This window comes from Pseudomonas sp. R2-60-08W (assembly GCF_003852335.1).
In the GTDB taxonomy this organism is placed as follows: Bacteria; Pseudomonadota; Gammaproteobacteria; order Pseudomonadales; family Pseudomonadaceae; genus Aquipseudomonas.
The window spans coordinates 3,535,025-3,550,745 of record NZ_CP027731.1 but is presented as its reverse complement, the minus strand read 5'-3'; the positions used below and the strand labels follow the sequence as shown (position 1 = coordinate 3,550,745).

Sequence of the window (15,721 nt, the reverse complement as noted above, 5' to 3'; positions counted from 1 at the left end):
AAGGCACGGACCGCACAATGCGCCGCACGCTGGGCAGTATACTGCGCACACCCACCCATTGAGCAATATAGTGCACAAAGAAAATCCACACCGGGCTTCGGTCCTGCAGCACGTCAGCCAGAACGTGCGTCGCCTGCGCCATGCCGCCGACCTCAGCCAAACCGCGCTTTCGGAAAGATCCGGGGTCAGCCGGCGCATGCTGGTGGCGATCGAGGCGGGGGAGAAGAATGTCAGCCTGTCGACCCTCGACCGCGTCGCGGAGGCATTGGATGTCGCCTTCAGCGATTTGATCCAGGCGCCGGATGCCGCCGACCACAGTCGCATCAACGAGCTGGCCTGGGCGGGTGATATCCCCGGCAGCAAAGCCGTGTTGCTGGCCAAGGCCACGGCACGGCGTGAAGTCGAACTGTGGGAGATGCACCTGGCACCGGGTGACCGCTACAGCCCGGACCCCGATCCGGACGGCTGGAGCGTGCAACTGTTTGTGTTCGAAGGCTGCCTCACCCTGTTGGTGGGCGAAGAAGAAAAGCGCGTCGCCGCCGGTGAGTTCTATATGTTTGCCAGTCGTCAGGTACATGGCTATCGCAACGATGGCGAGCTGACCGTGCGTTTTGTGCGCAACGTGGTGATCTAACTGTTCGCTCGGCAACAGTGGATGGACATTTTGCTGGCCTGGCAGCCGTTCCGCTGCCTTCGTTAACCTGTAATACCTTGATATAGCTGACGATTAAATTCAGGCACGACTCCTGCAAACGCTCTGTTATTCCTTCGGAGCCTGGAGTCGGCCCATGTCAGCCCACCCTCAACACCCTGCCCATATCATTCGCTCGGACGCCGAAGCCATCCAGGTCGCCAAGCGGCTGGCGGCGCGGTTCGCCCTGGAGGCCAGCGAGCGCGACCGTGAGCGGCGCCTGCCGGTGGCGGAACTCGATGAGTTTTCCGCCAGCGGCCTGTGGGGCATCACCATTCCCAAAGCCTATGGCGGCGCCGAGGTGTCCTATGTGACCGTGGCCGAGGTGATCAAGTTGATCTCAGCCGCCGACCCTTCCCTGGGGCAGATCCCGCAGAACCACCTGGGCGTGGTGGATATCCTGCTGCAAACCGCCACTGAGGAGCAAAAGCGCCACTACTTCGGCAAGGTGCTGGCGGGCTATCGCTTCGGTAATGCGTTTTCCGAAGCCAAGAGCAAAAACGCCGGGACCTTCGACACGCAGATTCGCGTCGAAGGCGACACCGCGCGCATTGACGGCGAGAAGTTCTATTGCACCGGCGCGTTTTTTGCGCACATCGTACCGACCGTCGGCAACAACGAGCACGGGCAGGCGCTGATTGCCTTCATCGAGCGCGATGCGCCCGGCCTCACGGTGATCGACAGCTGGGACGGCTTCGGCCAACGCACGACCGCCAGTGGTGGGGTAACCCTCGACGGTGTGAGCGTGCCCTCGAGTGCGGTCATCCCCGCACACCTGGCGTTCGATCAACCCACCGCCAACGGCCCGATCTCGCAGATTATCCAGGCCGCAGTCGATACCGGCATCGCGCTGGGAGCGCTGGAGCAGGCGAAGATTCACGCCCGCCAGGCACGACCCTGGATCGACAGCCAGCAGGAGCACGGCTGGCAGGACCCGTTCACTATTGCCGCCATCGGCGACCTGGAGTGGCGCGTGCACGGCACCGAAGCGATCCTCGCCAAGGCCGGCAGAGCGGTCGACCTGGCCCTCGCCGAACCGACTGAAGACACCGTCGCCAATGCCTCGCTGGTCGTCGCCCAGGCCAAGGTGCTTTCCGCTGAAACAGCGTTGCTTGCCAGCAGCCAACTCTTCGAGTTGGCCGGCACGCGTTCGGTCACGGGCAAGTACAACCTCGACCGTTTCTGGCGTAACGCACGCACCCACACCCTGCACGACCCGGCGCGCTGGAAGTACCACCTGATCGGCAACTTCGTGCTCAACGGCGTGAAGCCTGCGCGCCACGCCTGGAACTGAGGAACCCTACCCATGACCGCATTGAACCAGGCACGCCAACTGCTGGAAACCACCCGCCGCTTCGTCGAGCGCAGCGACGACCCTTATGTGATCAGCCGCTTCGGCGATGTGCAGATTCGTGTCGACGTGGCCGCCGCCCTGTTCGAGCGTGCCGAAACCGACCCCAGCCCGGTCGCCCTCACCGAAGCCCAGATCGCGGCGGCCCAAGCCCTTATCGCTGCGAGCAACGCTGAATTTGAACTGACCGGCCAACGCACCGCGCTGCCATCGTCGGTGGATGACCCGTTGCGCTGGAAATACCAGGTCGTCGGCAACTACCACCTCAACGGAGTGCTCTGATGGCCCGCGAAATCCGCTTGAATGCCTTCGACATGAATTGTGTCGGTCATCAATCGCCTGGGTTGTGGGTGCACCCGCGCGACCGTTCCTGGCAATACAAGGACCTGGAATACTGGACCGACCTCGCAAAAATCCTCGAGCGGGGCAAATTCGATGGGCTGTTCATCGCCGATGTGCTGGGGATCTACGATGTCTACCACGGCAACGGCGACGCGGCGATCCGCCAGGCGACGCAGGTACCGGTCAATGATCCGTTATCGCTGATCACGCCGATGGCGCTGGTTACCGAGCACCTAGGGTTCGGCCTGACCGCCTCGCTGTCCTTCGAGCATCCGTATCCGTTTGCACGCAGGCTCTCCACCCTCGATCACCTGACCAAGGGGCGCGTCGGTTGGAATATCGTCACGTCCTATCTGGAAAGCGGCGCCAAGAACCTCGGCCAGAAGGCCCAGACCGAACACGACGCACGTTATGACTACGCCGAGGAATACCTGGAAGTTTGCTACAAGCTCTGGGAAGGCAGCTGGGAAGAGGGCGCGGTGCTGCGTGACCGCGAGCGCCGGATTTTCAGCGACCCGAGCAAGATCCACGAGATTCGCCATGTGGGCAAACACTTCCAGGTGCCCGGCATTCACCTGTGCGAACCCTCGCCACAGCGTACGCCGGTGCTCTACCAGGCGGGGGCCTCGAGCCGTGGCAAACAGTTCGCCGCCGAACAGGCCGAGTGCGTGTTCGTGGCCGCGCCGTCCAAGGTGCTGCTGAAAAAGACCGTGGCCGATATTCGCCGGCGCGCGGCCGAGGCAGGGCGTGATCCGCGCAAAATCCTGATCTTCAACCTGCAGACGGTGATCGTCGGCGAGACCGACGCGCAGGCGAAGGCCAAGTTCGACGACTACAAGTCCTATGTCAGCTACGAAGGCGCGATGGCGCTGATCTCCGGCTGGACCGGTATCGATTTCAGCCGGTTCAGGCCCGATGAGCCGCTCAAGCATGTGCATACCAACGCCATCCAGTCGGCGGTGGAAGCCTTCTCCACGGCGGATCCGAACAAGGTCTGGACGCCGAATGAACTGGCCGACTGGGTCGGCATCGGGGGCTTTGGCCCGCTGTTTGTCGGCGGACCGCAGACGGTGGCGGACCTGCTCCAGGAATGGGTGGAAGAGACCGATGTGGACGGCTTCAACCTGGCCTATGCGCTGACCCACGAAACCTTCATCGACGCGGTGGATTTGTTGGTGCCGGAGTTGCAGAAGCGCGGGGTGTACAAGACCGAATACGCCCAGGGCACCTTGCGCGAGAAGTTGTTTGGCGAGGGCGCACGGCTGGGGCCGAACCATCCGGGCGCCAGCTACCGTGACCTATCTACCTTACACAAAACCAATGTGGGAGGGGGCTTGCTCCCGATAGCAGTGGGCCAGTCAAAGGTGGTTTAACTGAACCACCGCCATCGGGAGCAAGCCCCCTCCCACAGTTGATTTGCATTGCCTGATAGAACCCAGCCAGCGGACCACCGCACGCCCACCCCTGATAGGAGCATCACCCCTATGAGCGTGCCCGAACCCAAAGCCGCCCTGGAACGCCTGCACCACTGGGCGCAACTCACGCCGTTGCACATCGCCCTGCGCCACAAGCGCCAAGGTCAATGGCATGCCTGGCGCTGGATCGACGCGTTGCGCGACGTCGAACGCTTGGCTGACGGCTTGCGCCAGCAGGGCTTCAGCGAACAGTCGCGGCTGACACTCAGCGGCGCATTTGAGCCGAACCTATTGTTGCTGGCGCTGGCCGCCCAGTCGGTGGGCGGGCAGGTGCTGACGCTGGCCGACAGCCTGGAGCCCCAGGCCTTGCAGCAACAGCTGTGGCGCATTCGCCCCAGCCATGCCTACGTGCAGGGTCGCCAACCCGATTGGGAGTTCACCCAACGGTTGGACTTCGCCCAGTTGCTTGGCTCCGTAGATCCCGCGCAACGCATCAGCCGCTGGTGGCACCCCACCGGCGAAACCCTGCTGTGGAGCGAGGAGGGCACCCACTGGCAAGGTGGCCTCGCCGTGGTGTTGGAACAATGGCTGAACAGCGGCCACGGCCTGGCCTTCCCGGAGACCCTGGCCTCGGCGCGGCGCGACCGCAGCGAAGTCGCCCCCACCGGTCTGCTGCTGTCGCCCGAACGCTTGCAGCACCTGGCCGACGACATCGAAAACCGCCTTGCCCCACGCGGCACCTGGCGCCGACGCCTGTGTGACTGGGCCATCGCCCATCCGCAAAGCGGCCTGCGCCGGTTGCTGAAGAATCGTGTGCGTACGCTGCTGGGCTTTCAGCGCCTGGGCTACATCTGGCAACCGCTTAAAGCCACTGCCGAGCCTACCTGGCTGGCCGAATTCAAACGGGACATTGCATGAGCCAGGCCATTCTCCAGGTGCGTGATATTTCGCTGTCGTTCAAAGGCGTCAAGGCCATCAACGCGTTGTCTTTCGAGGTGCGGCGCGGTGAGATCTGCGCGCTGATCGGCCCTAACGGCGCCGGCAAAAGCTCGCTGCTTAACGTGCTCAATGGTGTGTATCGCTTCGATGCCGGCGAGATCCTGTTCGAGGCACAACGCTTGCATCGCATCGACCCGCTAAGCGCTGCGCGCAGAGGCATTGGCCGTACGTTCCAGAACAATGCGCTGTTCAAGAAAATGAGCGTGCTGGACAACCTGCTCACCGGCCTGTCGCGGCATATGCGCAGCACCTTCATCGAACAGGCCCTCGGCTTGCCCCGCGCGCGGCGCGAAGCCGAGGCGTTTCGCGGGCGCGCCCAGGCCATCCTCGACTTCCTGGAGTTGCAAGCCCATCGCGAGGTGCTGGTGGGCAACCTGTCCTACGGCCTGCAAAAACGCGTGGAACTGGGCCGGGCGTTGATCGCCGGGCCCAGTCTGTTGTTGTTGGATGAGCCCATGGCCGGGATGAACGCCGAGGAAAAACAGGAAATGGCGCGCTTCGTCGCCGACGTGAACCGTGACCTGGGCACCACTGTGGTGTTGATCGAGCACGACATGGGCGTGGTCATGGGCCTGTCCGACCATGTGGTGGTGCTCGACTACGGGCGCAAGGTCGGCGACGGCACACCCGCCGAGGTGCAGGCCAATCCCGAGGTGATTGCGGCCTACCTGGGAGTGACACATTGATGACCTTCTTCTTCGAAACCCTGCTCGGCGGCCTGCTCGCCGGCACCTTGTACTCGCTGGTCGCCATCGGTTTTGTACTGATCTACAAGGCCAGCGGTGTGTTCAACTTTGCCCAGGGCGCGATGCTGCTGTTTGCCGCGCTGACATTCGTCAGCCTGCATGACCAGGGCGTGCCGTTTGCCTTGGCGTTGCTGCTGACGGTGATCGTGATGGTCGTCGGCGCCTTGCTCATCGAGCGCCTGGTGCTGCGGCCGCTGGTGAACCGTTCGCAGATCACCCTGTTCATGGCCACCCTGGGCCTGTCGTTCATCATCGAGGGCCTGGCGCAAGGCTTGATGGGCTCGCAGGTGCGCGCGCTGGACCTGGGCATCGATGACGTGCCGCTGTTCGTCGGCCCGCTGATGCTCAGCCAGTTCGACCTGATCGCTGCGTCCACTGCCGTGGTGCTGGTGACGTTGCTCGCGCTGCTGTTCAACAAGACCCGTATCGGTGTGTCGTTGCGCGCGGTGGCGGATGACACCACGGCGGCGCTGTCCATTGGCATCAACCTCAACCGCATCTGGCAGATCGTCTGGGCAGTGGCCGGCATTGTCGGGCTGGTGGCCGGGCTGTTGTGGGGCGCGCGCCAGGGCGTGCAGTTCTCCTTGTCGCTGGTGGTGCTCAAGGCCTTGCCGGTGCTGATCATCGGCGGCTTCACCTCGATTGGCGGGGCGATTGTCGGCGGGCTGATTGTTGGCGCGGCGGAGAACCTCGCCGAGGTGTATATCGGCCCGTGGATCGGCGGCGGCATCACGCCGTGGTTCGCCTATGTCGTGGCCCTGGCCTTCCTGTATATCCGTCCCGCCGGCCTGTTTGGCGAGCGCGCTATCGAGCGAGTCTGAAGCCATGTCGACCCCTGTTGCACAACCCACGGCGCCGCTGCTGCTGGTGCCGCGTCGCTTGCCCTGGGGCCTGTTCGCCTGGCTGGCGCTGGCGTTTATCGCGGTACCGCTGTGGGGCAATGATTATTGGCTCAATGCGATTCTGGTGCCGTTTCTGGTGCTGTCGCTGGCCGGGCTGGGCCTGAACCTGCTCACCGGTTACACCGGGCAGACATCGGTCGGCGCGGCGGGCTTCATGGCGGTCGGGGCCTTCGCCACCTACGGTTTTCTGCTGCGCCTGCCGGAGTTGGGCTTGCCGGTGGCGTTGCTCGGCGGCGGGATTATCAGCGCGCTGGTGGGCCTGTTGTTCGGCCTGCCCAGCTCGCGGATCAAGGGTTTCTACCTGATGGTGACGACGCTGGCGGCGCAGTTTTTCCTTGAATGGTTGTTCGTCAAATTCCCCTGGTTCTATAACTACGGCTCTTCCGGGACTATTTCCGCCCCGCAGCTGACGCTGTTCGGCCACGACCTCAATACCCCGTTGGGCCGCTACTGGCTGACCCTGGTCACGGTGCTGCTGTTGACCTGGACTGCCGTCAACCTGGTGCGCAGCCAAGTGGGGCGCAACTGGATGGCGATCCGCGACATGGACACTGCTGCTGCCGTGGTCGGCATCCTGGTGGTGCGCTACAAGCGCCTGGCGTTCGCGGTCAGCTCGTTCTATTTAGGCGTGGCCGGTGCGCTGTGGGCCTTCGCCTACCTGGGTACGGCCAGTGCCAGCAGCTTTGATATCAACCGCTCGTTCCAGATCCTGTTCATCATCATTATCGGTGGCATGGGCAGCATCGCCGGCAACTTCGTCGGCGCGGCCTTTATCAGCTTGCTGCCGATCCTGCTCAGCCACGCCGGGCAGGCGCTGTTCGGCGGCGCGGTGGATGCGGGGCAGTTGCAGAACCTGCAGAAAATCATCTTTGGCGTGTTGATCATCGTGTTCCTGATCAAGGAGCCCGAGGGCCTGATTCGCCTGTTGCACAACCTGCGTGAGCGTCTGCGGCACTGGCCGCTGCGCTTCTAACCTTCCCTCAAGAGAATCTCCATGCGTGCATCCCTGAAACGTTCCCTGGTCGGCACCGCATTCGCGCTGGCGGCCTTGGCCGGCGCCGTGCCCCAGGCCATGGCCTCGCCCGACCAGCAATTCATTCCCCTGGCCACCTACCGTGTCGGCGCCTATGCCTCCAGCGGGGTACAGGTGTGGGCCGGGATGATCGACTACCTGCGCTATATCAACGAAGTCGAAGGCGGCATCAACGGCGTGAAGCTGGTGTGGCAGGAGTGCGAGACCGAATGGACGGCGGAAAAGGGCATCGAGTGCTACGAGCGCTTCAAGAATGGCCTGGACGGCGCGCCAGTCGCGGTGTACCAGCCCAACGGCGCGCCGGCGGCCTACGCACTCAGCGAACGGGCGGAAGTCGACAAGATCCCGCTGATCACCTTGGGTTACGGGCGCACCGAAGCCACCGATGGCACGGTATTTCCCTACAACTTCCCGGTGATGCTGACCTTCTACAGCGAGGCCTCGACCCTGGTGAACTACATCGCCGAGCGCGAAGGCGGCTTTGGCAAACTCAAGGGCAAGAAGATCGCCACGGTCTATCACGACTCGGCCTACGGTCGCGAAACCCTCGGCCCGTTGAAGCTGCTTGCCGAAAAATACGGTTTTGAAAATATCCAGATCCCGGTGGCCGACCCCGGCAACGAGCAGTCGGCGCAGTGGCGCCAGGTCCGCCAGGCCAATCCGGATTGGGTATTCTTGCGCACCTGGGGCGTGTCGACCCCGGTGGCAGTGAAGACGGCGGCGCGCTTCGGCTTCCCGGTCGACCATATCATCGGCGATATCTGGGCCAGTTCCAGCGAAGACGTGTTGCCCGCCGGTGCCGCTGCCAAAGGCTACCTGGCGCTTACGCCGTACCCGGCAGGCAGCGACTTCGAGATCCACAAACGCCTCAAGCAGTACGTCCTCGACAAGGGCCACAGCGACCTCAAGGACCTGAAAAACTTCGGCAGTGTTTACTACAACTCAGGCCTGGTGAACGCCGCCGTGGCGGTGGAGGCGATCCGCACCGGCCAGGCCCGCTTCGGCAAGCGCCCGCTCAATGGTGAAGAAGGCCGCTGGGGCCTGGAACACCTGAATATCGACGATGCGCGCCTAAAAGACATGGGCTACCTGGGCCTGATGCAGAACCTCAAGCTGTCCTGCCGCGACCACGAGGGCGGCGGCTCGGCGCGGGTGCAGCAGTGGGACGGTGCCAACTGGGCGCTGATCAGCGACTGGATCGCCGCTGACCGTGCGCTGTTGCGTCCGCTGATCGATGAAAAATCCGCCGCGTTCGCCAAGGAAAAACACCTGACGCCACGCACCTGCAACGGGGATGAATAAACCATGAACCAGCCTGCCATTGAGCCAGGGCGCCCGGCGTTGCTGACGGTCGACGACATCGAGGTGATCTATGACGGTGCGATCCTGGCGGTGGCCGGGGTGTCGCTGAGTGTGCCCAAGGGCGCCATCGTTGCGTTGCTCGGCGCCAACGGCGCCGGCAAGAGCACCACCCTCAAGGCCATTTCCGGGTTGGTGCGGGCCGAGCGCGCCGAAGTCAGCCGTGGCCGGATCGAATACGCCGGCCACGACCTGGCGGGTGTGGACCCCAGCCAGCGCGTGCGCCAGGGCATGGTGCATGTGCTGGAAGGCCGTCATGTGTTCGGCCAGCTCACGGTGGAAGACAACCTGCGCAGCGGCGGCTTCGTGCGGCGCTTGAGTCGCAAGGAGCTGGCCAGCGACCTGGAGCGCATCTACACCTGGTTCCCCCGGCTCAAGACCAAGCGCCACACCCGCGCCGGGCTGACCTCCGGGGGCGAGCAGCAAATGGTCGCCATTGGCCGGGCGTTGATGACCCGTCCTGCGCTGGTGCTGCTCGACGAGCCATCGATGGGGTTGGCGCCGATGATCGTGCAGGAGATCTTCGCGATCATTGCGCAGCTCAACCGCGACGAGCAGGTGAGCTTTCTGATCGCCGAGCAGAACATCAACGTCGCGCTCACCTATGCGTCCCACGGGTACGTGTTGGATACTGGGCGGGTGGTGTTGAGTGGCAGTGCCGCCGAGCTGTTGGCACGGGGTGATTTGCATGACATTTATCTGGGTAAACGCTAAGGGCGAACGTGCATGAGTGAATCCATCCGCAACGCTGATGTACTGATCGTCGGCGGCGGCCTGAGCGGCACGATGCTGGCGGTGCAATTGCTGCGCCTGCCAGGCCTGCGGCGCATCCTGGTGATTGAACCGCGCGCGGAACTGGGGCGGGGCGAGGCCTACAGTGCGGTCGAGCTGGGCCACACCTTGAACGGCAATGCGGCGCGCATGAGTGTCGACCCGGACAATGCCGATGACCTGACCCAATGGCTCACCGCCTACATCGACGCCGGGGGGTGGCCGCAGGCGGCGCAGCAGCCGGTGCCCATCAGCGAGCTGTTCCCGCCTCGCGGGATTTTTGGCCTGTACGCGCAGCAGCGCCTGGCTGAGGCCAAGGCGCTGTCGGCTTCCACGGTCGAGCATGTCCGTGCAGAGGTGGTCGACTTACAGGTTGAGGCTGCCGGCACCTTGGTGTCCCTGGATAACGGCGGACGCCTGCGTGGCACCTTTGCGGTATTGGCCACCGGCATGTTCCCGGCGGCCCGCACGCCGCAGACCGAATCCAGCGGACTGAACGCTGCGGCGCTGGACCCGTGGGACGTACAGGCCATGACCCAGCTCGACCCGCATGCGACCGTGCTGATCATCGGCTCCGGGCTGACCATGGTGGATGCCGTGGTGTCCCTTGAACAAGCCGGGCACCGTGGGCCGATCGAGGTGTTCTCGCGCCATGGTCTGTTGCCCCATGTGCGCCGTCAGCCGCCGGGCTGGGAGGATTTTCTTGGCGCTGATCACCGGCTGCGCAGCCCTCGGCAACTGGTGCGTGAGGTGCGGCGGCAATGCCGCATCGCGCTCGAGCAGGACGTCGATTGGCAGGCGCCGCTGGACACGGTGCGGGTGCACATCGCGAGGTTGTGGAGCCAGGCCAGCGACCGCGAGAAACGCCAGTTCGTGCGGCATGTGCGGCCGTGGTGGGAAAGCCATCACCACCGTTCGCCGCCGTTGAGTGCGCAGTTGGTGGAACGCTTGCATGCAGAAGGACGCCTGAAGATTCACGCGGCGTCGTTCAAGGGGCTGGTGCCTTCGGCCAGCGGTGTGGCGATTCGCCTGCGCCATCGCGGCGAGCAGGCGCTCAACCAGGTGCACGGTGCGGCGCTGATCAACTCCAGCGGCATCGAATACGACTGGCGCCGCGTGGCCCGGCCGTTGCCGCAGCAATTGCTCAAGCGCGGGTTGATCCAGCCGGGGCCGTTGGCGCTGGGGATTGCGGCGGATGCCTGCGGTGCAGTGCTCGATGCTCAGGGCCAGGTGAGCGGGCGGCTGTTCGCCATGGGCCCGCCATTGCGCGGGATGTGGTGGGAGAGTACGGCGGTGACCGATGTGGCGATTCAGGCTAAAGCACTGGCCGCCAGGCTCACACAAATTTAAATGTGGGAGGGGCGGTGCGACGATTCGACTTGCTCCCGATGGCGGTGGGTCAGTTAAAGCATGTTTGACTGATTCACCGCTATCGGGAGCAAGCCCCCTCCCACAGTTGGATCTTCATTTATCTTGAGGTCTTTACCAGTCCGGGCTTGAGGCCGAACACCTCAACCCCTTGAGCAGTCGATTGCCCGGTCGTCACCTTCACCCGCTCCACCGGTTTATCCATCGCCTCACGATATTCCACTGTCATGTCCGCCTGGATCGCCTCGTTCGGCACCACAATCGCCTGCGCATTGTTGTAAGTCACAATGGTCAAGCGCGCGCTCATCCCCAGCCGCACCCGTTGCAATTGCTGCGGCGTGAGCCGGGGGATCGACAAGGTCACCGCAAACTGCGCGCTGCCCTGGCTGTCGTTGGCGATCGCCAGGCCACTGACCACGCTTACCGAACCGGTCAGGCGCTCACCGTCAAACCCATCGCCCATGACTTCCACCGCCTGCCCTTGATGCAGTTGGTTGATGTCCAGCTCAGAGACCTTGGCGACGATTTTCAAACGCTCGATATTGGCCAGGCCGAACAACACCTGGCCCTGGCTGACCTTGCTGCCGGCTTGTACCGGTGCGTTGTTAGTACTGCCGCCCTGGGACGAGGTGCTGTTGCCGGGTGCGGGCACCACGATGCCGGAGAAGGGCGCCTTGACCTCCTTGCCTTCGAGCAGGGTGTGCAGGGCGTCATATTTGACCGTGGCGTTGGTCAGCTCCATACCGGCGATCTGCCGGTATACGCCCTTACCCTGCTCCAGCGCCTGTTGCAGCTCGCTGCGCGCCGCTGTCAGGTCCAGCTGTTGCTGCTGGGTCTGTTGCTTGAGGTCGTCGAGCTCGTTGCGCGGGATGATGCCGCGCTTGAACAGGTTTTCGCTCTCAGTGAGTTTGCGCTGGGTATTGCCTGCGGTCATTTCTGCGGTGCGCAGGCTGCGCCGGGCACGGCTGACGGCGGCGCTGCTGTCCCAGTCCTGCATTTCCTGCACGGTGCGCCGGGCCTTGAGCTGGGCCGAGAGGGCTTCGCGCAGTTGCACTTCGAGGGTGGCCGGGTCCATGCGCAACAGCACCTGGCCGGCCTCGACGCGTTGGCCTTGCTCGACCAGATTGGCCAAGACATTGCCGTCGAACGGCGCGGTGAGCGTAACGGTGGTGTCAGGCTCGATCTTGCCCACCAGGCCGATCTGGTGCACCAGCGGGTCGGGCTTCACCGCCAGCCATTGTTCACGGGTGGCCGGCCCTTCGGCCGGGCTGCGCAGGGCCAGCCCCACCGCTGCCAGCAGCACGATCAACCCAGCACCCAGCAGGCGTTTGCGATTAGTAGTCATTGAGGGCGATTTCCCAGCTTTCCAGGGTCATGCCCAGCGTCAAGTCAAGCTGGGTCTGAGCGTTCAAATAAGCGATCAGCGCATTGAGTCGCGCGTTTTCGGCGTTGCGCAGGTCAGTCTCGAAGCTCAGCACCTGAAAGTTGGTGGAGCGCCCGGCGCTGAGTTTTTCCCGTTCGATCTCGATCTTGCGCCGCGACAGCTCCACGGCGCGCTGGGAGATTTCATATTGGCGCCAGCGGGTGCCGAGGTCGCGCACCACGTCGTTGACGTTGCGTTCCAGTTCCTGGCGGGCGTCGGTGATGCGGATTTCCTGGTCCTCGACATTCACCCGCGCGCGTACTTCTGCCTGGCGCGTGCTGATGTCACCGATCGGGATCTGCACCTGTACCCCGGCGTAGCTGTCCCAGGTGCGGTTATTGGTACGGCCGTTATCGTTATCGTAGGCGTCGCGCACCTGATTCGCACCGGCTACCAGGTCCACTTGCCAACGCCCGGAGTCCTTGGCGATCACCAGGTTCAGGTCGGCTTGCTGGCTGCCCAGCAGCGCGGCGAGGTATTCCGGTTGCTGGGTTTGCGCGAGGTTGAACGCCTGGCGCCTGTCGATTTCCATGGGCCTGGCCTCCAGGGCTTCGGTGGCGCGAATCGGCGTGGACAGGTCCAGGGCCAGCAGGCGCAGCAGGGCCAGGCGACTGGTATCGAGTTGGTTCTGCGCTTCTTCGACGCCCAATTGCTGGGTGGCGATGTCGGCTTCGGTCTGCACGATCTCGAACTCGGCCATGCGCCCGGCGCTGATCAATGCCTTGTTCACCTCCAGCAGGGTGTTGGAACGCTTGAGCGCATCCTGGACGATCACCTGTTGTTCCTGGGCCCGCAGCAGCTCGCGGTAGGTCGCGATGATCTGGCTGATGGTTTGCGCCACGGTGGCCTTGAGGTTGAGACGGTTGGCCTGCTCCGCCAGGCGCGACAGGCGCAGCGGCGCCGTGGTGGCGTCCCAGCCGGCGCCGCGCATCAGCGGCTGGATGACGGCCAGGTCAAGGCCGTCGCTGCGGTAACGGCCGGCACGGTCGGCGTTGTTCAGTTGCTGGGTCCAGGCCATGCTCAAACGGGTGCCGTATTCGCCGAGCAGGCTGGTGGACGGTGCGAGGTTGGCGTTGCGCGCGCTGTCCTGGGAACCGCGTGTGCCACGGTAATAACTGTTGAGGATGAGCTTGGGGTTGAACACGTCTTCGGCGACCCGCAGGTCGAACTTCTGCGCGACCCGCTGCAGGTAAGCGCTGCGGATCGCCGGGTTGTTGCGCAGGCCCAGGTACACGGCGTCGCCCAGGGTCAAGGTCGTCACCTGGGCGTTCAGCGATACGCCGCGGTCATAGCCGCTGCGGGTGCTGCTGGGCGCCGAAGGTTTGACGACCACGTCGGCCGCCATGCCGGGCAGGCTGATCAGCGCCAGCAGCAATAGCCCTTTATTCATCGCGCAAGGCCTCCACCGGTTGCAACCGTGAGGCCGAAACCGCCGGGTAGATGCCGAAGAACAGACCCACCAGCAACGTACTGCCGACGCCCAGGGGCAGGGCGGCCACCGCCAGGGAAAATGCCCAGCCCGAAAGCCACGCGTAGAACCAGGCGGCGGTCATGCCCAATACCGCGCCGCACAATGCGCCAACGGCAGTCAAGCTGACGGCTTCGAGCAGGAACAGGTTGCGGATATCCCGCTGGCGCGCGCCCAGGGCCATGCGGATGCCGATCTCACGGCGCCGTTCTGAAACGTTCATCAGCATCACATTCATCACCCCGACACCGCCGCCCACCAGCGAAATCGCGCCGAGGGCCAACAGCAGATAGGCGAAGGTGCGGCTTTGGCGGGTCATGCCGTCGATCATTTGCTGGGGTACGGTGATGTCGACCGTGTGCTCGGTCAATTGCGGTTGCAGCGCAGCGGCGGCGTCCCGCGCTACACGTTCCATGTCTTGTCCAGGCTGGGCGCGGATGATCACATTGTTGATCTGCGGGCTGGCGAGGATACGCCGCATGCCCTCGACGGGAATGAACAGCGATTCATTGGCTTGCACCGGCATCAGCATCGCGCGGGGCTGGTTGTGCAGGATGCCGATGATCAGGAACAGGTAGTCGTTGATGCGCACGCGGTCGCCCAGTTTGAGCGGCTCACCGGGTGCGCCGAGCGTCTGGGCGACCTGGTCACCGATCACCCCATAGGTTTCATTGGCATCGAAGGCGGACAGGAAACGCCCCTCGCGCAGCGCCAGGCGCATGGCGGCGTGCACATCGGGGGTGCTGCCGACGAAGTTGGCATTGGCGCTGCGGCCATGGAACACGATGGGCCCGCTGAACAGGCTGAGCGCGCCGATATGGGCGATGCCCGGCACAGCCTGGCGCACCGGTTCCAGGTCAATCTGGCTGCGCATCGCTACGTTGCTGGTGCCTTTGGGCGGGAACTGGACGATCAGGGTGTCGGTGCCCATGTCCTTGAAAATCATCGCGGCGTCCATCGCGGCGTTATGGCCGATATTGATCAACGCCACCACCGATGAACTGCCGATCACGATACCCAGCAGGGCCAGCACCGAGCGTTTGCCCAGGGTGCGCAGGCTGATGAACGCTTCATGCAGCAGTTGGCTCAGGCTCTGCTCGACCCGCAGGCTCATCGGCGCTGGTCCTCGTGCACTACGCCGTTGCGCACTCGGATCTTGCGCTCCAGCCGCCCGGCGATCTGCGCGTCGTGGGTGACGATGATCAGCGTTACCTGTTGCTCGCGATTGAGGGTGAGGAGCAGGTCCATGATGTCTTGGGCGGTGCTGCTGTCGAGGTTGCCGGTGGGTTCGTCGGCGAGGATGACCGAGGGCTTGCCGACCAGCGCCCGCGCGATGGCGACGCGCTGGCGTTGACCACCGGAGAGGTCGGCGGGGCGATGGTGGGCGCGCTCGGCCAGGCCGACTTGCTCGAGCATGCGCAAGGCCTGCTCCACCGATTCATGGCGAGATACGCCACGATAACTGAGGGGGAGTGCGACGTTGTCGAGGGCGCTGAGGCGCGGCAGCAGGTTGAAGCTCTGGAACACGAAACCGATCTGCTGGTTACGGATCGCCGCCAGTTCATCCGCCGTGGCGTTGAAAATGTCATGGCCGGCGAAGTGGTACTGGCCGCAGTTGGGCAAGTCCAACAGGCCGAGGATATTGAGCAGGGTGCTTTTGCCGGAGCCGGATGCGCCGAGGATGCCGCAGCTGTCACCGCTGGCGATGGACAGGCACACGTCATTCAGAATCGACAGCTGTTGCCCGGCAAGCTGATAGCTTTTGCCGATGCCTTGCAGGGAAATCAAGCTGGGGTGCGCGGGGGTCTCGGTCATCATGACTACGCCTGCAGTCTCGACGGTCTTGGGTGGCC

15 protein-coding genes are annotated in these 15,721 nt (G+C 63.9%); 11 read left to right on the top strand and 4 right to left on the bottom strand.

Going from position 1 to position 15,721, the window contains the following annotated elements:
• Positions 1-70 precede the first annotated feature (70 nt).
• From C4J90_RS16095 to C4J90_RS16045, 11 genes are all read left to right on the top strand, one after another.
• Positions 71-634: a helix-turn-helix domain-containing protein gene (locus tag C4J90_RS16095; RefSeq protein ID WP_124363327.1), complete on the top strand. Its 564-nt coding sequence runs from the start codon at positions 71-73 to the stop codon at positions 632-634.
• Positions 635-788: 154 nt separating this feature from the next.
• Positions 789-1,985: an SfnB family sulfur acquisition oxidoreductase gene (locus C4J90_RS16090; RefSeq protein WP_124420305.1), complete on the top strand. Its 1,197-nt coding sequence runs from the start codon at positions 789-791 to the stop codon at positions 1,983-1,985.
• Between the two features lie 12 nt (positions 1,986-1,997).
• On the top strand, positions 1,998-2,324 hold the full coding sequence (locus C4J90_RS16085) for an acyl-CoA dehydrogenase (RefSeq protein WP_124363325.1): 327 nt from the start codon (positions 1,998-2,000) through the stop codon (positions 2,322-2,324).
• The gene (locus tag C4J90_RS16080; RefSeq protein ID WP_124420304.1) at positions 2,324-3,757 is read left to right on the top strand and encodes an LLM class flavin-dependent oxidoreductase; all 1,434 of its coding nucleotides are present in this window, start codon (positions 2,324-2,326) and stop codon (positions 3,755-3,757) included. The genes C4J90_RS16085 and C4J90_RS16080 overlap by 1 nt, the downstream gene beginning before the upstream one ends.
• Before the next feature lie 111 nt (positions 3,758-3,868).
• Positions 3,869-4,717: an AMP-binding protein gene (locus tag C4J90_RS16075; RefSeq protein ID WP_124420303.1), complete on the top strand. Its 849-nt coding sequence runs from the start codon at positions 3,869-3,871 to the stop codon at positions 4,715-4,717.
• Positions 4,714-5,484 (top strand): ABC transporter ATP-binding protein, encoded by a 771-nt coding sequence (locus tag C4J90_RS16070; protein WP_124420302.1) that lies wholly within the window; start codon positions 4,714-4,716, stop codon positions 5,482-5,484. Before C4J90_RS16075 ends, C4J90_RS16070 begins: the two co-directional genes overlap by 4 nt.
• Positions 5,484-6,365, top strand: a complete 882-nt coding sequence (locus tag C4J90_RS16065; protein WP_124420301.1) for a branched-chain amino acid ABC transporter permease — start codon at positions 5,484-5,486, stop codon at positions 6,363-6,365. Before C4J90_RS16070 ends, C4J90_RS16065 begins: the two co-directional genes overlap by 1 nt.
• Before the next feature lie 4 nt (positions 6,366-6,369).
• Positions 6,370-7,419, top strand: coding sequence for a branched-chain amino acid ABC transporter permease (locus C4J90_RS16060; RefSeq protein ID WP_124420300.1), 1,050 nt, complete (start codon positions 6,370-6,372; stop codon positions 7,417-7,419).
• Between the two features lie 21 nt (positions 7,420-7,440).
• Positions 7,441-8,781: an ABC transporter substrate-binding protein gene (locus C4J90_RS16055; RefSeq protein ID WP_124420299.1), complete on the top strand. Its 1,341-nt coding sequence runs from the start codon at positions 7,441-7,443 to the stop codon at positions 8,779-8,781.
• A 3-nt stretch (positions 8,782-8,784) separates the two neighbouring features.
• On the top strand, positions 8,785-9,552 hold the full coding sequence (locus tag C4J90_RS16050; RefSeq protein ID WP_124367440.1) for an ABC transporter ATP-binding protein: 768 nt from the start codon (positions 8,785-8,787) through the stop codon (positions 9,550-9,552).
• Between the two features lie 12 nt (positions 9,553-9,564).
• The gene (locus tag C4J90_RS16045) at positions 9,565-10,959 is read left to right on the top strand and encodes an FAD/NAD(P)-binding protein (protein WP_124420298.1); all 1,395 of its coding nucleotides are present in this window, start codon (positions 9,565-9,567) and stop codon (positions 10,957-10,959) included.
• Between the two features lie 118 nt (positions 10,960-11,077).
• On the opposite strand, the gene C4J90_RS16040 is transcribed toward C4J90_RS16045, so the two are convergent.
• From C4J90_RS16040 to C4J90_RS16025, 4 genes are read right to left on the bottom strand one after another with little or no spacing between them, the layout of a single operon-like run.
• On the bottom strand, positions 11,078-12,322 hold the full coding sequence (locus tag C4J90_RS16040; protein WP_124420297.1) for an efflux RND transporter periplasmic adaptor subunit: 1,245 nt from the start codon (positions 12,320-12,322) through the stop codon (positions 11,078-11,080).
• Complete coding sequence (locus tag C4J90_RS16035; RefSeq protein ID WP_124420296.1) at positions 12,312-13,790, bottom strand: TolC family protein; 1,479 nt, start codon at positions 13,788-13,790, stop codon at positions 12,312-12,314. Before C4J90_RS16035 ends, C4J90_RS16040 begins: the two co-directional genes overlap by 11 nt.
• Positions 13,783-14,982: an ABC transporter permease gene (locus tag C4J90_RS16030; RefSeq protein ID WP_124363314.1), complete on the bottom strand. Its 1,200-nt coding sequence runs from the start codon at positions 14,980-14,982 to the stop codon at positions 13,783-13,785. The genes C4J90_RS16035 and C4J90_RS16030 overlap by 8 nt, the downstream gene beginning before the upstream one ends.
• A complete protein-coding gene (locus tag C4J90_RS16025) occupies positions 14,979-15,686 on the bottom strand; it encodes an ABC transporter ATP-binding protein (protein WP_124420295.1) in 708 nt (235 codons plus the stop codon). The genes C4J90_RS16030 and C4J90_RS16025 overlap by 4 nt, the downstream gene beginning before the upstream one ends.
• Positions 15,687-15,721 lie beyond the last annotated feature (35 nt).